11 protein-coding genes and 7 tRNA genes are annotated in these 17,939 nt (G+C 43.4%); 14 read left to right on the top strand and 4 right to left on the bottom strand.

Annotated features, from left to right (window positions below):
- Window positions 1-19: 19 nt before the first annotated feature.
- Entirely contained in the window at window positions 20-2,572 is a 2,553-nt protein-coding gene (locus J8M00_RS08730) for a PKD domain-containing protein (protein ID WP_211009867.1), read from the bottom strand.
- A 188-nt stretch (window positions 2,573-2,760) separates the two neighbouring features.
- Between J8M00_RS08730 and J8M00_RS08725 the strand changes: the two genes are divergently transcribed.
- From J8M00_RS08725 to J8M00_RS08680, 10 genes are all read left to right on the top strand, one after another.
- Window positions 2,761-3,330, top strand: coding sequence for a hypothetical protein (locus J8M00_RS08725; RefSeq protein ID WP_211009866.1), 570 nt, complete (start codon window positions 2,761-2,763; stop codon window positions 3,328-3,330).
- A gap of 271 nt (window positions 3,331-3,601) precedes the next feature.
- Window positions 3,602-4,312: a DNA polymerase III subunit epsilon gene (gene dnaQ / locus J8M00_RS08720; protein WP_211009865.1), complete on the top strand. Its 711-nt coding sequence runs from the start codon at window positions 3,602-3,604 to the stop codon at window positions 4,310-4,312.
- Window positions 4,313-4,325: 13 nt separating this feature from the next.
- Window positions 4,326-5,693 carry a TIGR03503 family protein gene (locus J8M00_RS08715; protein WP_211009864.1) on the top strand — a complete coding sequence of 456 codons (1,368 nt, stop codon included), beginning with the start codon at window positions 4,326-4,328 and terminating at the stop codon, window positions 5,691-5,693.
- A 221-nt stretch (window positions 5,694-5,914) separates the two neighbouring features.
- Window positions 5,915-5,991: transfer RNA gene (locus tag J8M00_RS08710), tRNA-Asp, on the top strand.
- 26 nt (window positions 5,992-6,017) lie between these two features.
- A tRNA-Asp gene (locus tag J8M00_RS08705) sits at window positions 6,018-6,094 on the top strand.
- A gap of 31 nt (window positions 6,095-6,125) precedes the next feature.
- A tRNA-Asp gene (locus tag J8M00_RS08700) sits at window positions 6,126-6,202 on the top strand.
- Between the two features lie 29 nt (window positions 6,203-6,231).
- Window positions 6,232-6,308, top strand: a tRNA-Asp gene (locus tag J8M00_RS08695).
- Between the two features lie 49 nt (window positions 6,309-6,357).
- A tRNA-Asp gene (locus J8M00_RS08690) sits at window positions 6,358-6,434 on the top strand.
- 24 nt (window positions 6,435-6,458) lie between these two features.
- Window positions 6,459-6,535: transfer RNA gene (locus tag J8M00_RS08685), tRNA-Asp, on the top strand.
- 34 nt (window positions 6,536-6,569) lie between these two features.
- Window positions 6,570-6,646 (top strand) — tRNA-Asp (locus J8M00_RS08680).
- 206 nt (window positions 6,647-6,852) lie between these two features.
- On the opposite strand, the gene J8M00_RS08675 is transcribed toward J8M00_RS08680, so the two are convergent.
- The 3 genes from J8M00_RS08675 to J8M00_RS08665 all read right to left on the bottom strand — a co-directional run bounded on the left by J8M00_RS08675 (window position 6,853) and on the right by J8M00_RS08665 (window position 12,755).
- The gene (locus J8M00_RS08675; RefSeq protein WP_211009863.1) at window positions 6,853-8,586 is read right to left on the bottom strand and encodes a HEAT repeat domain-containing protein; all 1,734 of its coding nucleotides are present in this window, start codon (window positions 8,584-8,586) and stop codon (window positions 6,853-6,855) included.
- 11 nt (window positions 8,587-8,597) lie between these two features.
- Window positions 8,598-10,523, bottom strand: a complete 1,926-nt coding sequence (locus J8M00_RS08670) for a hypothetical protein (RefSeq protein ID WP_211009862.1) — start codon at window positions 10,521-10,523, stop codon at window positions 8,598-8,600.
- Between the two features lie 138 nt (window positions 10,524-10,661).
- Entirely contained in the window at window positions 10,662-12,755 is a 2,094-nt protein-coding gene (locus tag J8M00_RS08665) for a winged helix-turn-helix domain-containing protein (protein WP_211009861.1), read from the bottom strand.
- A 162-nt stretch (window positions 12,756-12,917) separates the two neighbouring features.
- On the opposite strand from J8M00_RS08665, the gene J8M00_RS08660 reads away from it, so the two are divergent.
- From J8M00_RS08660 to J8M00_RS08645, 4 genes are all read left to right on the top strand, one after another.
- Complete coding sequence (locus J8M00_RS08660; protein ID WP_247687287.1) at window positions 12,918-15,167, top strand: DUF5916 domain-containing protein; 2,250 nt, start codon at window positions 12,918-12,920, stop codon at window positions 15,165-15,167.
- A gap of 85 nt (window positions 15,168-15,252) precedes the next feature.
- Complete coding sequence (locus J8M00_RS08655) at window positions 15,253-16,149, top strand: SMP-30/gluconolactonase/LRE family protein (RefSeq protein WP_211009860.1); 897 nt, start codon at window positions 15,253-15,255, stop codon at window positions 16,147-16,149.
- Between the two features lie 93 nt (window positions 16,150-16,242).
- Complete coding sequence (locus J8M00_RS08650) at window positions 16,243-16,827, top strand: ABC transporter ATP-binding protein (RefSeq protein ID WP_211009859.1); 585 nt, start codon at window positions 16,243-16,245, stop codon at window positions 16,825-16,827.
- Window positions 16,828-16,835: 8 nt separating this feature from the next.
- On the top strand, window positions 16,836-17,912 hold the full coding sequence (locus J8M00_RS08645; protein ID WP_211009858.1) for a DUF6136 family protein: 1,077 nt from the start codon (window positions 16,836-16,838) through the stop codon (window positions 17,910-17,912).
- Window positions 17,913-17,939 lie beyond the last annotated feature (27 nt).

The raw sequence follows: 17,939 nt of genomic DNA, 5'->3' as shown, positions 1-17,939 counted from the left end.
GACTCTTTGCTTATCTCATTTAGTGTATAGACAGCTTCAATGACACTCCTTGAAAGCTTTCCTCAGTGGTGATGTGAATGTAGTGCCAGCCTTTTTGAATAGCTTTAATTTTCAACTCAGTGGCATTGCCGGGACTTGTGTCACGGGCATCCCATTGTTGTTGATCGGGACGCTTTGCATATCTGTAGAGTGGATCTGCATTGCCACTACCATGTCCCATTTTAATAAGTAGATCTTTACCTACATCTTGGTCATTGACATAGAATTGATATTGCAATTGTCCTGTACGGTTTTGCTCTTCTAAACAGTAAGTTTGATTGAGCAAAAGTCTGCCTTCGGCTTGGGGAGTCGTGCCTTGTGCACAGCTATCAACTAGGTCAGTGTGGGCTAAAACGTGTGCTGATGTGGTATCTGAGTTGCTGATCCCCTGAGTGTTCGACACGGTAAGTGACACTGCATACTCTCCAATTTGATCATAAGTGTGGGTCGGTGATGCCAATGTGCTGCTATTTCCATCTCCAAAATCCCAGCTGTAAGTCAATTCACTTTGATTGGGATCGTTGCTGCCGGCACTGCTAAAGTGGACTGGTGTGCCAAGTGCCGTCTGGTAAGGCCCATTGGCATCCGCACTAGGGGTAGGAGCTGAAGTTTGATCTTGAGTTGCCGTTAGAGCTACATCTGTAAATGATTTATGGCCGTAGAGCATCACATAGTAAAGGCCTGTGCGTATGTCTGTTATTTCACATGACTCGGCGTTGCCGTTTTTGTAGGGGCGACAGTCAAACTCAGTATTGGTAGGGTGCACAGCCCTTCTGACATACAGATCCGCATCACCTTGTCCGCCAGAAATAGAGATTGTCAGTGACTTTTCAGTATTTTTAACCTCATAGAAAAAGTATATAGCCTCCTTTGCGCCACCTGAAACTTTTATTGGCTGGTTAAGTTTGAGTTCTGTATCTGATGATGGGAGTACAGAAATACGACTATTTGTACTTGAGCTAATGCCTTGGTTATCAGTTATAGTCAGGCTGACTGCATAATCTCCTGCGCGACTATATTGATGGTTGGTATTGGCCAAAGAGCTACTATTTCCATCTCCAAATTGCCACAAGTAATCGGCAATTCTGCCATCACTATCGAAGGAACCTTCACTGGAGAAATGACCTGACTCAAAAACAGACAGCTGGGTGGGTATCTGCATCTTCACTTGTGGAGGGTTATTGATTGGGTCTTCACCATTATTATGTCTCAGTGTGAAATAATCGACAATATCGCCCTGTGGACCGATCACGTTTGCGGTGAGCATTGTGTCTTCAATATCCAATACAATTGAACCTCGGCCACCATAGATGTAGTCAGTAGGGTGGCGTTTCCCTTCAGTAATTTCATCTGTTCGAACTAGTCTTGCATATCCTCGGCCACTTCCTGCACCAGCCCCATGGGTGATGAATATCGCCCCCTTTTGGCCGCGTTTTTTGGTATAGGCCCCTTCTTTATCTAGTTGGCCGCTGCCACCTTGGATGACGTGCTTTGACGGGTCGTAGCTATTTGACATGCCATAGTGATCGGCCATTAGCACAGAGCGCGTGTAAAAGTGATTGTGGCCAGCCATTATTAAGTCAACGCCGTACTCTTCAAGTATGGGTAAAAATCGCTCTCGCATGTATATCATGTTTTCTGCTTCATCGGAGTCATGACCGCTTTTTCCATAGACAGGGTGGTGAAAAGTGGCGATGAGCCACTCGCTGTTGTTAGCTGCTAAGTCCTGCTTTAGCCACTCCAGCATGGCATCTGATTCTTTATAATGCTCTCGGTCTGATGAGTTCAGAACAACCACGTGAATATTGCCATAGTCAAATGAGTAATACGCTTCATGTGAAGATGCAATACCGCCAGATTGTCCTTGTGTTGGCAACGTAAATAAGTCGTAAAATCCACCATTTTGGGTGTCTACATCGGCAGAGCGGTTGTCGTGGTTTCCCATAATTGGCCACAGTGGAGATTGTTTTAATAGGGTAGGGTACTGAGCAAAGACAGCGTGATCATATTCGACAATGGTACCGTCATTGTATGCGTTATCTCCAAGCATCAACCAAAAGTCCGGCGCTTGGTTCGCAGAGAATGTTAAAAAGCCATCTCGAACAATTTTCTGAGCATTGGTGTCGGGGTCAGTTCCCGCTCGTCCAGGATCACCTAGCACCCATATCCGGGTTTTCTTTTTAGTATTTTTTACCGGAGCCGTATGAAAATAGGTATGCTCATCTGCGCCACTTAACAGCTTTTCGCCGTCATAAATTGCATAGAAGTACTTTTGGTCAGACTCTAAGTTTTGCAGTGTAATTTCATGATTTTTAGTTGCTAGGTTTTCACTGGTGACGACATTCAGTGTATCTAATGATTTGCCATAGCGAAGTGTTGTTGATGAATTTTGATCCGTGCTCCAACGAATGGTGACGTGGTCCTCCCCCGTCATTTGCAAGTATGGCCCTCGGGTTAAATTTTTCGCGACAGTAGTTATTGGTATACACAATAAACTCGCAGTAAAAATGATATTCTTCAATGTTGTTTTCATCTTAATTGAACCTGTAATGTTGTTTGTTATGCAATGGGCGAATAATGAGCCCATCACTACTTTGTTCGAAAAGTTGAAACATTGCTGGTGATAAAGGTAGATATAACATGATATAAACTAATGAGCTTTTTTATTTATTAATATCAATTGGGTAGAGTGTAGGTACCAAACTGCAAAGTAATATGCGTATGAAAAATACTTGTAAATTCCTCGTGATGCTTTGGCTTGGCTTGTTTATTTCGACAGCCAACGCTCAAAGTGTTGTCATACCGGTCAATTCAGTTTGGAAATATTACGATCGCCCCCAAGCACTTGCCAGTAATTGGGCGAGCATTGAATTTGATGACTCAAGTTGGGCGTTAGGAAAAGCGCAAATTGGCTTTGGTGAAGGGGATGAGCATACGCTTATTGCCAAAGAACATAATGGTCAGCCTATTCTTGTGCATTACTTTCGACATAAATTTAGCTGGGATACACAGCGAGCTTTAACTAGCATCACATTACGTTTGTTAGTGGATGATGGCGCACGCGTTTATCTTAACAACCAAGAAGTGCACCGGCAGTTTTTGCCAAAAGCGTCACTCCCTGAAACTCAGCTCGCATTAGGCTCTCTTATTGAGCACAGCTGGTATGAAGTGGCACTCAAAGGTCAAATTGAGTTGAAACGTGAAAATATTTTAGCTGTGGAGGTAAGGCAAGTATCGACCACCAGTAGCGATTTGAGCTTCAATCTAGAGTTGATCATTGAAGAGAATTGAGGGCGCTTGCGGGTGTAGGTATGTTGATGTGATACATCAATTGATAGAAAACTACTTGGGTTGTCGAGACAATTAGTAGAATGTGCTTTGAGCGCACAGTCTGTAAAAGTGACCGTTACTCATCGCTTGAGATTACTTGGCCAAGTGTTTTTATGCCTAACTCGCTACGTTTTCCCGGTATATAGTTATACCTTGAGGGCTATGTAATAAACCTAAAAGTGGGTTAATATGGGCACTTGAACTGAGAAATGAATTACAGAGATCATAAACCATGGTAAACCGTCAGATAGTTCTGGATACAGAAACCACCGGCATCGATCCCAAGGCCGGACATAGGATCATCGAAATTGGATGTGTTGAATTGGTTAACAGGCGTCTTACGGGCAATAATTTTCATGTCTATATCAATCCGCAAAGAGACATCGAAGAAGAAGCCATTGATGTTCACGGTATTACAAATGAATTTTTGCGTGGTAAACCATACTTTCACCAAGTTGCTCAAGAGTTTCTAGACTATATTGAAGGGGCTGAGTTAGTCATTCACAATGCTCCGTTCGACGTCGGTTTTATGGATCACGAATTTGCGATGTTGAATCAAGGGTTTCCTACCACAAATGATGTATGTGAAGTGCTTGATACATTAGTAATGGCGCGTAAGTTGCATCCTGGTCAAAAGAACAGTCTTGATGCCTTATGTCGACGTTATGATATAGATAACTCAAAGCGTACTCTTCACGGCGCATTGCTGGATTCTGAGATTTTATCAGATGTTTATTTAGCAATGACTGGTGGGCAGAAAAAGCTCAATCTTGCTCAGCAACTTGAAGGCGGGCAACAGGAAAATTCAGGTGGGATCCGGCGACTGGCTGCAGATAGGCCTAAGTTGCGCGTGATCCATGCAAGTGAAGAAGAAGAGCAGGCACATCAAGATAGGATGGAAATCGTCAACAAGGCATGTGGACAAAGCCTATGGCAACAATAACGAGGTAACATAAATGCGAATTTGCTTAGCAGTGTTGTTAATAATTGTAGGTTGGCAAGCTTACGCTGAAACACCAGATATAACCGTACTTAAACGCGATGGTGTATCAAATGAAATTCCACTGCTAGACAATCGATTTCGAATTGACCACAATGTCGACAAAATTACATTACTTTTCTTTCGCGCTCCTGGCGCCCCCGCTGTTGTGCTGGTTCGGCCTGATGGCAGCAAGATTTATTCTATTCATGCCGTTAAGGATGAGGCATTGGAGTGGTACGACGAAATCAGCTATGACCTCATCATTATAGATAAACCTATGCCTGGCCCTTGGCAGGTACTAGGGCAGATCCTAAAAGATAGCCGGATCATGGTGCTTGGAGAGATTGAGCTGGCTGTAGAACCTTTACCACCTATGTTGTTTCGCGGTGAAATGCTAAAGGTGAACGGGCGGGTAACCAATGATGGTAAGCCAATTGATGTCGGATATTTTCGCGATGTTGTCACTCTATACGTTGAATTTGTAAGTACCAATAACGAGCAGTATGCTAATTTTGGCGCGGGTACTCAAAGTGTCACTGAATTTAAAGATGATGGCCGCGATTTCGACGAACGCCCTCTTGATGGGGTATTTACTGGCGAATTTAAGCTGGTTTTTCCAGCTGGGGAATGGCAACCCGAGTTTTTTATTGAAACTCCCATTTTAAAAAGGCGAGTTGTTAAAGACCCAATTGTCATTGCAGAGCCACCATTTAGCTTTGAGCTGCAATTGGCCGATGACGAAGAGTTCGAGCATGAACTGCTTATCAAATTGGACCGAGAAATTGTTAAGCCAGAAACCGTTATCTTGCAGGGAAAAATTTTATACCCAAATGGTGAAGAGCAATTGTTTACCCTCAATGAAGCTGAACGCTTTTATCGTCAGTTGCAAATAAAAAACTATGATTGGGGTCGTTACAGCATTCAATTGTCTGCGTTTGGGGAAAATATCAATGGTCGTGAGTTTATGGCGGCGATCCCTGATTATAACTTTGAGATTGAACGCCCCATCGAAAAGGTACCTGAGCTGACGAAGCCCATTTCACCTGCTGAGCTCTTGGGTGAACCAGAGCCGAAAGAGCCAGAAACCAATACGGGCTTAATCGTCTCAATTGTATTGGTTGGCAATTTGTTGGTGTTATTGCTTGGTTGGTTGGCAATTCGAGTATTAGTGCAAAAGAAACCGATCAAATTCTCGATTCCATTACCTACTTCAATACCGTTTTTAAAGAAGAAGCCACAAATGGATATTGATGAGTTAGATGAAGAAGAGCAAAAGGCTGCGGATAAAGATTCTGATTCAGGCGATGTGTTAAATTTATCTATGTCTGAAGACAAACGATAAATAGATACAAATTATTGCGGCAATGCTATGTGAGCATATATCGCAAGGTTACATTTTTGATTGAGTTCTATACAAGGTGACGTAATTTTCATCGAGTAACGGCATTTCTCGTTAAAAATACAGTTTTTTTCAAAAAAATAGTTGACTCTGAAAGGGGTCATTCGTATTATTCACGCCGCTGTCAGGGAGCACACCTTGTCAGTGAGATACAAAGTTATCGCGGAGTGGTAGTTCAGTTGGTTAGAATACCGGCCTGTCACGCCGGGGGTCGCGGGTTCGAGTCCCGTCCACTCCGCCATTTAATTTTGTATTGCGATGTAAGCTGGAGTGGTAGTTCAGTTGGTTAGAATACCGGCCTGTCACGCCGGGGGTCGCGGGTTCGAGTCCCGTCCACTCCGCCAACCGCTTACACACTATGTGCATTGCTTCTTTGGAGTGGTAGTTCAGTTGGTTAGAATACCGGCCTGTCACGCCGGGGGTCGCGGGTTCGAGTCCCGTCCACTCCGCCATTTAATTAAAGAAGCAAGCTAAATCACTTGGAGTGGTAGTTCAGTTGGTTAGAATACCGGCCTGTCACGCCGGGGGTCGCGGGTTCGAGTCCCGTCCACTCCGCCATTTGGCTTTATAGTGTTTTAGCAAAAAAATATGACAATACGCTTACTGCGGAGTGGTAGTTCAGTTGGTTAGAATACCGGCCTGTCACGCCGGGGGTCGCGGGTTCGAGTCCCGTCCACTCCGCCATTTAGCGTAAAAAGATATCTCTGCGGAGTGGTAGTTCAGTTGGTTAGAATACCGGCCTGTCACGCCGGGGGTCGCGGGTTCGAGTCCCGTCCACTCCGCCATTTGATATCTTAAAGAACATATACATACCACTGCGGAGTGGTAGTTCAGTTGGTTAGAATACCGGCCTGTCACGCCGGGGGTCGCGGGTTCGAGTCCCGTCCACTCCGCCATTTATGTCTCAATGCATTCTCTATTTCTTCTTATAAATATCTGAATTTCTTGCTCCCTTTTTTATTTTTCCAGATCACTTTTTCCTAATCTATATATTTGATTTTTGATTGTATTTTTACTATTTACCAGTAGATTGGTTTTCGTTGGCCTTAAAGGGTGATTGGTGAGGGCTAAGAGAAAAAGAGCATCCATGCCCTTTGTTGTATTAGTTATTACCGTGAATCGCGCTCATAAGCGCTCTGAGCACTTGTTGGTCACGCTCCTGCTTAAGTAGTGGCTTGAGTTTGTCGACTACGTCTTGATTGTGGCCAATTTGTTTCGCAGCAGCATTGATTGCAGCGACGCGGACAGTGTTGTCTTGCTGTTTTTGCGCAAACAGAATCACTTTGTTAACTTGAGTTTCATTTAGCTGATTATTACCCATTGCAGATAGCAATGCTTGCTGTGTCTGCTGATCAGATTCTCTTTGCAGTGACTTTTCTAAGTAACCCAAACTGATCTCATTGGGCATATTGCCCAGGGCTTGTGCTGCCGTTGCGCGGAGCTTAGCATCATCGCTGCGCAAAAACTTTGAGATGCTTTCTTGGTGTGTTGGATCGGCACTGTTCCCCAGTGCAGTTAACAAGGTTGCCTGCTTTTTATTATCTCGTGTGGTGATGAGCCTATCAGCCAATGATTCAGTCAGTGATTGCGCAAACTCACTGCCCGTTTGATTGCTCGCTATTACGCCGAGCACCATCAGCGCTGTGCGCGCGAGTTTTTCATCGATTGCGGTTAACTCGGAACTATCGATGTGGCTGTAAAGCTTATCTACTAGCTCAGCCGACAGAGGTTGTTCACTGTATTTGAGCGCCATTAAACTGCGAAAGCGCTGGTTGGCATCCAGTTCTGTGTCGAGATATAGATCCGTCAGTAATTGATGGGCATAGTCAAAGTCGCTCTTTCCTATCATTAGCAATAAACGACTCAGCTGTTTGTCTGCAAATGCCCCTTGTTTGATCAAATTGTGCAGCGTGCTCAAGTAAATTTGATTGTCATATAGCAACTGTAAGAGGGCGTCGCTTGATAGAGCTTGCAGATCTTTTTGTAACAATAACTGGGTAAATATCTTAGCATTATCTAGTGGTACTGGACGTGGTTTTGGATAAACACTATTTAGTGGCAATATCGGCCATTTAGCTGGTGAAAGTGGCAAAGACATTAAAGCAATGTTGGTGGGGATAGGAGCTTGTTTCTGCCTATAGCGAATGGTTTGAGAAACATTGATATTGATATCGCCCTTATCACTTTCAACGACGGTATTATTATACCCTTGCAGTTCACTTATCCAGCACTTTGAGGTCTTGAAGGTGAATAAATCTTGTTTTATTTTCGGCTTCTTAAATGCAAATAGCTGGGTGCCTTGGGTAGTTAGAGTGTAATCGAGTTTTTGTTTTTGCACGGCGCTGTTAGCCAGCGTCTGATATCGAACTCGATAGCGACCTAAATTGTCACTTTCTTGAATAATTTTTGGTGACTGCAAGTCATATTTCTGGAGATGTTCAATATGAAACTGTTGGTAAATTGCCATCAGTTTTTGTTCATCTTCTGGTTTAAGCTTGGCACCAAAGTGGTAATCTAAAATATCACCGGATGTTGCAGCGATTTTGACCGCAAAAGGAACGCGATAGTATTGAGCTTGAATTGGGGTGTTGTCCAACTGTAATTCAGCAGACGACAGCTGCAAGCCTAGCCAATAAAATTTTTCGTCTTTGAGCAGTGGCCTGAAAACTAGATCACCAGTAACAGAGAGCTTATTTTGACTTGGTACATTGAGAGTGGTCATATTTGTACTTGCATGCGTAGAAAATTCGCCCCAGCGCGCGCACTCTTGGCTGGCATTAACACTGCCAAATGGCAGTGTTAATGTGCAAAGTAATAAAGGGGTTGCCCGTTTCATACTTTACTCGGTTAAAATTTAAAACTGTCGCTATAGTCCAGCATTTGCCATGTTTTATTATACAAAGCACCTGTGTCATAGAGGGTTTTTGTTGCTGTTTTGGTTGGGAATGAACAACAGAATTCATAGCCTGGATATTTAACCCACAGGTAGAGTTCACCTTCGATGGCTTTCATGTGATTGCTGACATCAATGCCGTAGGTTATCTCTGAATCGCTGATAGCTTTGCTGATGTCTGTGTAGGCAGTGGCAGACAGAGTCTCCGAAATAATTAAAAAGTCGATGCCGATGCCACCACTGGCAATCAACAAATCTATGCCTGCTGTAGCATAGGCGTCTAAGCTTGCAGTAAGTATATCGCCGCCAATGCTAAAGCGTTGATCTGCATATTTTAGCTCCGTACCAACACCAACTTCTCCCTTGATACCAGCGGACACGCTGACAGGAACAATGGCTATAGTAAAGGTGGTCGAAAATAGTTTCTGTTCCTCGCTCCAGTCATGTTTAAAGCTTTCATCCAATGCTGTAACAGAGTCTGATTCAGCAATTAAAGACTTGCCTAATAGAGATACACCCATTGAGTAGCTAAGAGTGCCATTTGCCCCGTCGGCAATACCACTGGCTCCAGCGGAAAATAGACTGACGCTGTCATCAAACATGTACAAATCGAAACCACCACCAGATGATGCCCATGCATACCCTCCGTCAGTAGCTTTTAGAATGATAAGTGACAAGAAACTAGGCACAACGGCAACTTTGGACTTATCACCATAGGTGTTGCCAAACAGGTCTAGAAGCACAAACTGATCTGAGGTTTGTTGACTGATGGTCAGCCCCATTTCATCTGTAGGAGCGCTACGAGCGGCGCGATTTGATGCTGTGGTGTTGGTTGGTAAATTATGCTTTTTGAGCAGCTCATCACTTGGCGTTGTATCTTGGTACAGGCTATATGGGACTTCAAGTGTGAAGGAGTTATTGCTGGTATCAGCTTCATCAAATTCTGAGGTATCGTGGAGTGTAAAGCGAATATCCAAGGTATTCTCGCTCGAATTTGGATCAAATGCCTGCTGGATTTTATGTAAAAGAGCACCATTGATGGCAATGTCATATGGGAAGTAATGGCTTTGCTCAAATTGGGCAAATGTAATACGCATTTTTTCAGCGTAATGCTCTTTGCCTTCTTGCCAAAAGTGCGCGGTGTACGCTTGGTCTTCAATGATGATTTCAGCGCTCACATCGGCTGCATTTGCAGTGTTACCAAATTTGCTGGCGTCGATATGACCGATGATATCAGAGTGTTTTTGGCTAGGGTTACCTTCAGACTCAGTTTCGCGCTGCCCTATATCTGGAAACATCGCAAAGCCGTCACCAACAGTGGCTTTATCGAGGACGAAGTCATGATAATGAGCGGCATCCATGGTGATTTGAGCATAGGTGACTAAATCATTGTCTGCATGGCCGCGTGAGCGGTTGTCGTCTAGGTTTGCTTCATCGACAATTATTTTTGCACTGTCGACATACGCACCGATTAAGTATTCTCCACTTGGCATTTGCTGGTTTGGAAACATTAAAGATGCAGTGAAGCTTTGTGCACCTGACTCTAGTTGAGCAATGTGATGAACTCCAAGGTTAAAACCTTCGGGTTTATCTTCTGTTTCAAGCTGCGCGACTTTGTCTTTTGGAATTGCCATAAAGGTAACACCAATGTTTTGAGTCTCTAACAACTCTGAGCTAATTGAATAGTCCAGTGAGATAGGTTGGCCTGGTTGGTAAAGAGTATGTTGGGGTGTTTTGATCTCAGTTAACGCGACATTAGGCACTGTGTCAACTTGCACGGTTTCTTCGGGCGTTATGATATCGAGTCGGTTGTCACTGCTATCTAAACAGGCAGTGAGCAAAAATGGCATGGATAGTACCAAATACTTAGAGCGCATCATGTATATTTCACTATTTTTAATTACATCGCGATATTTTTATCATGAAAAAGTGGAATGATTGTGGAGAATGGGATTGGATTATACTGATTTGTAAGTTTATCAAGCCAGCTGATTGCAGCTGGCTTAAAGGTTTTTTTGTCAGGTTTTTTTCGGTTGAGGTTTAATGCGTTTTATATCCGCTTCAACAGACTCCATTTTAGCAACTCTTAGTGCGCCATCCGGAGCAATATCATAGTGCCAAATTAGAGGCTCCTGCTTTAATTTTGTGACTTGGTGTGGTGCCGTTAACGGCAATTTCCAGATGATGTCTGTTTTTGACCAAGTAGATTGCCAATAAAGCGTATCATTAATCAACCGTGGATTTTTAATCATGTGCACGGCATCGCTGGGTAGCTCTGATACAAGTTGTTTATGCGCGTTGAAGTTGGTCAGCGATTGTGATTGAAATAGTGTGTTGCCCTGTAGCACTATCCAGAGCTGTTGTTTGGTATCAAAAATTAAAAAATCAGAAGCAAACTTGGTTTTTCTCAGCAGATCTCCATCCAAGTTAAAGGTGTGTACAAACTCTGTATCACTGGACCAAATATTTTGCGCGTCAAGCCAGCCAAATTGATGGGGAGCGCTGGTATGCTGACTGTTAAAGCTAACTAGGACATCTTCTCGATTATAAAGTACTAATTCGTTGTCTCGATTTGAAAGGATCTTACTAAATAGCGGATCCCAGGCTAAAAAGTTAACGTATTTGTATCCCTTATGGAAAGAAAGTTGCTTTACTTGGTTGTTCGCGTGCAAGTAAATCTCACATTGACCTGTTCGACGTGACATAAAGACGGTTTCACCTAATGGATTCGTCACGGGGAGAAAGTCATGACTGGAGCTAGAAAAAATGGGCAGGTTATCTTGATCTCGAATATTCACTTGCCAGGTTTCCGCTGCTGTATATATGTCTCCATTTTTATCAATAGACAAATTTGTAAACATCCCTTGCGATGTAGCAAAAACAGGGTAAGTTTGGCCGCTTCTCAATTTCGCGACTAAATTATGGTGAGCGCTACCATCGTTACTGACAATACTTTGTTTGGCTGGATCGAAGTTAAATAACCAAAGAGGGTAAGGCCAAGTCATATGAATGTTGCCATCCAAGCTGACCAGCCGCGAATGATGGTCGGCATCGACAATGACATAGTAAACTTGATCTTCCCAGGCGCGGATTGCGCCAATATAGCTCTCATCTGATTTTTGGGGTAAGGGGATTTTGACTAGCTGTTGTTGTTCAATACGATATAAGTAAGCGCTGTTACCTGTTTTGTCACTAACGGTTAAGATCAATTCGTTATCAGATTGCCAAACAGGTGGGCGAATCAAGTGACATGGGATGGGCGTGCTGCTGTGTATACTGCGTGCTTGTTCATCACTGATATGCAAAACGCACATATCATTTTGATACTGCCAAAATGCCAACTTTGTTTTATCCGGGTGCCAAGTTGGGTGGGCAATACGGGTATCAAAAGTTTGAGAATATTGATTTTGGCCTGCTTTGGTCGTGATTTTTAAGGTATTAAATTGCTCAATATAAGCTAGCAAATCATGTTGCATATGTGCGGCGACATTAAACTCGACACCTAATTCATAGGTAATATCTTCACGCTCATATTGTGTTGGTTCTATTGTATCCGGTGCGGAAGATAAAAATGCAATGGTGCTAAAGCAGGCACCTGCACACAGTGTCAGTGCCCAGTTGCGCTTTTTTGCCATCAGTAACTGCATACATTTGTATAGGTTTGTTTTTGAGCTAGGTATCTGACTCGTGGTAACCAAATTTTGAGTGGCAACCAGTGTCGCTTGCTCCAATGTCTCTATCGGTGACACAGAAGGTAAAAACAAGTAACCTTTTTTAGGTACGGTTTTAATGTACTTTGGGTTCTTGGCATTGTCCTGCAACTCTTTTCTGAGTTTGGTTAACAATTGATAAAGGCTATTGGCTTCTACAATGGTATCTGGCCATAACAACTTGTTCAGTGTTTCCTTGGTAAGGACTTGGCCCTGCTGTGCGATCAAGAGAGTCAACAGGCGGGCAACTTGTGGCTCTAATTTAGTCACAGACTGTGCTTGCATATCATGCAGTTCATCTTTGTCATTGAAAAATTGCCAATGGGCAAATTGAAAGCGGGTGGTTGTTTGTGTACTAGCATGTATTGGGCTGTCATCAACAGCAGTGTTTTCACGATCCATCTTTCAACCTTGTTGTCATATTCGGCTCAACCCAAAGGTAACCATGTTCAGGTTAAAGTCAATCTTGTTCAGCCAATTAAAACTATTTTTCAGAAAACCATAAGCTTTTAAACGCAAAATATTTGCTTATATAACAGCCTTCTATACAAAAGGGGAAATTGCATGAGGGCGTTTAACTGGGGTTTAGGGGCTTTGCTTATTGGTGCAAATATTTCTGTAAGCAATGCAAGCTCACTGATTATAGATGGCAAACTTGATGAGCCGGTTTGGCAAACAGCGCAGCACATTGAAACTTTTTTTCAGGTGGTGCCGGCAACTCACGAGGCATATCAGAATAAAGTCAGTGCAAAAATAACTGTGGATCAAGCCGGAATTTACATTGGCATTATCAACTACCAAGATCAAAAAAGTCGCAAAAAACAGTTCAATTTACAAGATGGTTTTATGCAGGCTGAGTTCAACCGAATTTACCTAGATTTTTCTGGTGATGGTAGCAGTGCATACTTATTTGCAACTACGCTTGGAGGTGGCAGACAGGATGCTGTGGTGACCGCACAGCGCACGACGGATCATGACTGGGATGGCGACTGGGAAAGTGCCTATTATGAATATGAAACTTATTGGAGTAACGAAGTGTTTATTCCTTGGCACAGTGTCTCCTTTTCTCCCAATAGGGAGCACTCAGGCCTTGCGTCAATTGGTGTTGGGATCCAACTGTATGAATTAAAGTCTAACCAGATATATGCAAATCAAAAACAGACGCTCGGTAACAGTGACTTTTTTCTAAATATGCCCAAGTTTAAGGTACACATACCCGCACAAACACAACTGAGCTTTGTTCCCTATGTGACACATCAACATCACTTTACTGAGCGCCAAAATAAACAGCGTGAGTCAGATGCTGGGTTTGATTTATTTTATAAACCGTCCCACAACCAAACTCTATCAGTGGCTGTTAACCCAGATTTTGCACAAGTAGACAGTGATGATGTGGATGTGAATTACTCGGCGGTAGAGACTTTAAGAACAGATAAAAGGCCTTTTTTCACTCAAGATATTAGTGTATTTAATGTCGATGTTTTGCAAGATACTAAGTTGATCCATACCAGAAGAATTGGTGCTGGCAGTGACGATGGTACAGAGCTGATCACGCCAATTGATGGCGCAGTCCGGTTTGTTCATCAAGGTACACACAATCAGTGGGGAGCTTTTGCAGTAAGAGAAAATAGTTTAGATAACGCAGTGGGTAAGCACTTTTATGCAGGGAGGTATAGTTATCGCACTGCAAATTGGCGTACTGGTATTTTAGCGACGCATGTAGAGCGACCTTGGCTCAACAGGCAGGCACAAAGCATGGCATGGGATAGTCAATATCAAAGCCAGCGGTGGTCGGTTCAAAGTGCATTGTTGCTCAGTCAAACCGATGAACAAGCGCGACAGACAGGACATGGCGGCTCTCTCAATATTGGCTACCAGTTTTCGCCAAACACCAGTATATCCGGGCAATATCTACGCTTAAATCAGCAGTTTAATAACCGAGATATGGGTTATATGAAACGTAATGATTGGCAGTATGCCAGGCTGCAATTGAGTCATGCAAAGAATATTGGCAATGATTGGTTAACTCGAGTTAAGCACACCCTTGAGGTGTCTTATGAAGCCAATGCGAATGGTTTAAAACTACCTGCCAAACAAGGGTATAGAACAGAGTTCATGATGGCGAATGGGGCGCAATGGACTGTGCATCTTGACTATCTTGATACTGGCTGGCAAGACAATATTGGCGCGCAAAGTGAGGCTTTTATGCAACCTGATGCAGTTGAAGGTCGAGTTTTGTACCAAAGCCCGTACATTGGAGGTTTTAGTTGGGCAGCGAGTATTGAATACGACCAAGAGGGGTTATCTGGGCACGCACAGCAGTATGCACTTGATATGACATGGATGCCCCATGAAAACTGGAATATAAAATTTAATAACTTTTTCCGTCGCGGCGATGGGTGGTTAGTCGCAAATGAGCGCAATCAAATCACACAATACGATCGTACATACTTTGTTAACTCTATAGAGGTGAGTGCATTGCTGGCAAATAACTTGGAATTATCAACGAATTTGCAGTGGTCAGTATTAGAGGCAATGAGCAAAGATGTCTTTATGATACAAGAGGGCATGTTGCATAAGCGTGATCAAGTAGACACCAGTTTTGAGGATAAACGATTGATGTCTCAGTTTAAGTTGCGCTACCGATTAGGGGCCTATTCTGATATTTATTTGGTTTATCGCCGAGGTGGGCGTGATATAACATCATTAGATCGCACGCAAATCGGTCAACAAGCTTGGCTTGAGGGCGTTAAACAAAATTGGACCAAGCCCGATGAAGACAGCGTGATATTTAAAGTGCGATATTTATTCTAAATAGCAAGCGAACTGCGTGAAGAAATCTCAATTCACAATGCTAGGCACAGGTTGCATACTGAATTTTTTGGACAAGGAACGAGAGATGAAGGCGATAGTAAGCTGTGCAATGTTGATGCTGGCTTTGGTTGGTTGCCAAAGTACCGAACACGCGAAATTACCATTATATCAAGCGCAAGATTGGGTTGATGATGGCGTCTTTACTACTGGGGTTGAGGGGCCAGCTGTCGATAAACAGGGGGTGCTTTATGCCGTTAACTATAGCGAGCAAGGCACCATAGGACAAGTTGTTGCGCAAAACCAAGCGTCCTTGTACGTCAACCTGCCTAATGGCAGCGTCGGCAATGGGATCCGTTTTGACAGACGTGGCAACATGTATGTTGCGGATTACAAGCAGCATAATATTTTACAAATAACACCAGACAAACAAGTGTCTGTGTTTGCCCATGAGCCAGAGATGAACCAGCCAAATGACATCGCAATCACAGATGATGGCACCTTGTATGCGAGCGACCCCAATTGGCAAGAGGGTAATGGCCAGGTCTGGCGTATTCGCACTAATGGTCAAGTCGAACGATTAAAAGCGAATATGGGTACCACTAATGGCATAGAGGTGAGTCCTGACAACGCCGTGCTTTATGTAAATGAAAGTGTGCAAAGGCGCATTTGGGCATTTCCCATCTTGCAAAACGGGCAATTGGGAGAGGCTAAGCTGTTCTATCAATTCGATGACCATGGTCTCGACGGTATGCGCACGGATGAGCGCGGAAATCTCTATATCGCACGTTATGGCGCAGGTGAAGTGGTGATCCTATCACCGCAAGGCAAAATGGTTAACACCGTAAAACTAAAAGGCCAGTTTCCGACTAATATCGCATTTGGGGGGGAGTCTGGGCGTCAGGTCTTCGTCACAATGCAAAAACGTGGCGCGATAGAGACGTTTTATAGTGAGCACGTGGGCAGAGCGATGAACACATTGTAACTTTACCAGCCTGATATGTTTTGCAACACTTTTTTGTTCCTACATTGGTGAGGTGCTTGTTAGTATTTGCTAAAAAGAACAAGTAGCTCACATATGATTCAGATAGAAAATTTAACCAAAGTTTTTATTCATAAACCCATTTTTGAAAACTATCAGGCTCAATTTGAAGCTCAAAAAGTTTGTCTAGAAGCACCCAATGGGTTGGGGAAAAGCACGCTATTTACATTGATTGCAGGCATCGACCGAGCTTATAAAGGGACAATTCTTTATGATGGTAGCCTCATCGAGTCGCCCCAAACTAAAGTTGCATTGGCATCTGATGCTATCGCATACCCAGAATTTTTAACCGCTAGACAGCTGTTGTCCATGACACAAAAGAGTTGGCAATGCACTTTTCCTGAAGCGCTAATAGAAATGTTGCAATTTACACCATTCCTAGATACATCCTATGCAGCTCTGTCTTCAGGGAATCAAAAAAAGTTGCAGTTGATCAATGCACTGATGCGCCAAACTCCTTATATGATTTTAGATGAACCCAGCGCGGCTCTCGATCATCAAAGCCTTGAAAAACTATTGACCTATTTACACAGTTATCAAGGGCAACTGTTGATCAGCTGCCACGAACCGGCGCCATTTTTGGATATTGGCTTTGTGTCTCAACCCTTGTTTGCTAGTTAGGGGGAAACTTGGTTCACTATTATCGATATCGTTTAAATGCATTTCGGGTTGAACTAAAAGCACTTCGCCAGCAGTTGGCAGAATTTTCACTCTTGCTTGGCACGCTGTTTTTCATATATGTGCCGAGTTTGGCAATGGGTGTGTTTTTCGCGTTGGGGAAAATTGTTCAATACGAAACGGATTCAGAGGTGATACGGGTCACTTTTGGTTTTTTGTTGCTACAGAGTTTACTACTGCAAACTTTAAAAAGCGCAGTATTGGATACCGCACACCGAAACTATCATAGTTCGATATTAACCTCACGGCTTCATAAGTGGATTGCTGATCAAGGGCTACTGTTAATGTGTCATGTGTTATTTTTAGCTGCACTTGCAATGGCGCTAGCGATGGGTTGGCAAAATGTGATGCAAGTTCCTCATTTACTACTTTTTTTGGCGGCACAACTTGGTCTTGCAATGACGCTCTTGTATCGGCCAATATCTCTGTTTGCGGTGTTAGTTAGCGCATTTGGAATGGCGTTGTTTATCGAGCAGATCACAGTGTATTACGCTGGATTGTTTGCAATGCTCTTGCTTTCTTTGTTTCTACCAAGCAATTATCAAGGAGTTAAGCTTGAGCGAATATCAACCTACACATATTGGTTACAGTGGGCTATGGAGCAGCCATGGGTTCTGATCTGGCGATTTGGGCTGACGATACTCACTTATTGGTGCACATGGGTAATCGTCACTGAGCGCCCAGACTTAAAGAGTTACTATGTGGTTATGGCACAACTATTTGCGGTACTCTGGTGGGGGACGTTATTGATTGATACCAATAAACAGGTGCTTCAGTTTAGTCGGTTTTGGTCTAGCATATCGAAATTAGACAGCATGCAGCGCAGCCAATGTGTTGTTGTGTTTAGTGTTACGCTCACAGTTTGGAGCAGTGGTATCGGCATCTTTGGTTTGGGGCTTTTCGAGTTACTGACGGTTTTGGTCACGCCTGTTTTGATGTGGGTCATTCTGCATTCGGCTCGATACCTTGCATTAGTTTGGGCCGTTTCTGTGGTCGCCATTATGCTTGCGAAAGTGCTGGTGAGCTAAATATAAAAAAGGCCGTTGATACCGGCC

The sequence above is a fragment of the Pseudoalteromonas luteoviolacea genome, from assembly GCF_018100925.1.
Taxonomy (GTDB): domain Bacteria; phylum Pseudomonadota; class Gammaproteobacteria; order Enterobacterales; family Alteromonadaceae; genus Pseudoalteromonas; species Pseudoalteromonas obscura.
This window is presented reverse-complemented; position numbering and strand designations above follow the sequence as displayed.

What these genes read in the sequence shown, in the direction of transcription:
- J8M00_RS08730 (WP_211009867.1), bottom strand. Translation starts at nt 2,572, where the DNA reads ATGAAAACAACATTGAAGAATATCATTTTTACTGCGAGTTTATTGTGT.
- J8M00_RS08725 (WP_211009866.1), top strand. Translation starts at nt 2,761, where the DNA reads ATGAAAAATACTTGTAAATTCCTCGTGATGCTTTGGCTTGGCTTGTTT.
- dnaQ (WP_211009865.1), top strand. Translation starts at nt 3,602, where the DNA reads ATGGTAAACCGTCAGATAGTTCTGGATACAGAAACCACCGGCATCGAT.
- J8M00_RS08715 (WP_211009864.1), top strand. Translation starts at nt 4,326, where the DNA reads ATGCGAATTTGCTTAGCAGTGTTGTTAATAATTGTAGGTTGGCAAGCT.
- J8M00_RS08675 (WP_211009863.1), bottom strand. Translation starts at nt 8,586, where the DNA reads ATGAAACGGGCAACCCCTTTATTACTTTGCACATTAACACTGCCATTT.
- J8M00_RS08670 (WP_211009862.1), bottom strand. Translation starts at nt 10,523, where the DNA reads ATGATGCGCTCTAAGTATTTGGTACTATCCATGCCATTTTTGCTCACT.
- J8M00_RS08665 (WP_211009861.1), bottom strand. Translation starts at nt 12,755, where the DNA reads ATGGATCGTGAAAACACTGCTGTTGATGACAGCCCAATACATGCTAGT.
- J8M00_RS08660 (WP_247687287.1), top strand. Translation starts at nt 12,918, where the DNA reads ATGAGGGCGTTTAACTGGGGTTTAGGGGCTTTGCTTATTGGTGCAAAT.
- J8M00_RS08655 (WP_211009860.1), top strand. Translation starts at nt 15,253, where the DNA reads ATGAAGGCGATAGTAAGCTGTGCAATGTTGATGCTGGCTTTGGTTGGT.
- J8M00_RS08650 (WP_211009859.1), top strand. Translation starts at nt 16,243, where the DNA reads ATGATTCAGATAGAAAATTTAACCAAAGTTTTTATTCATAAACCCATT.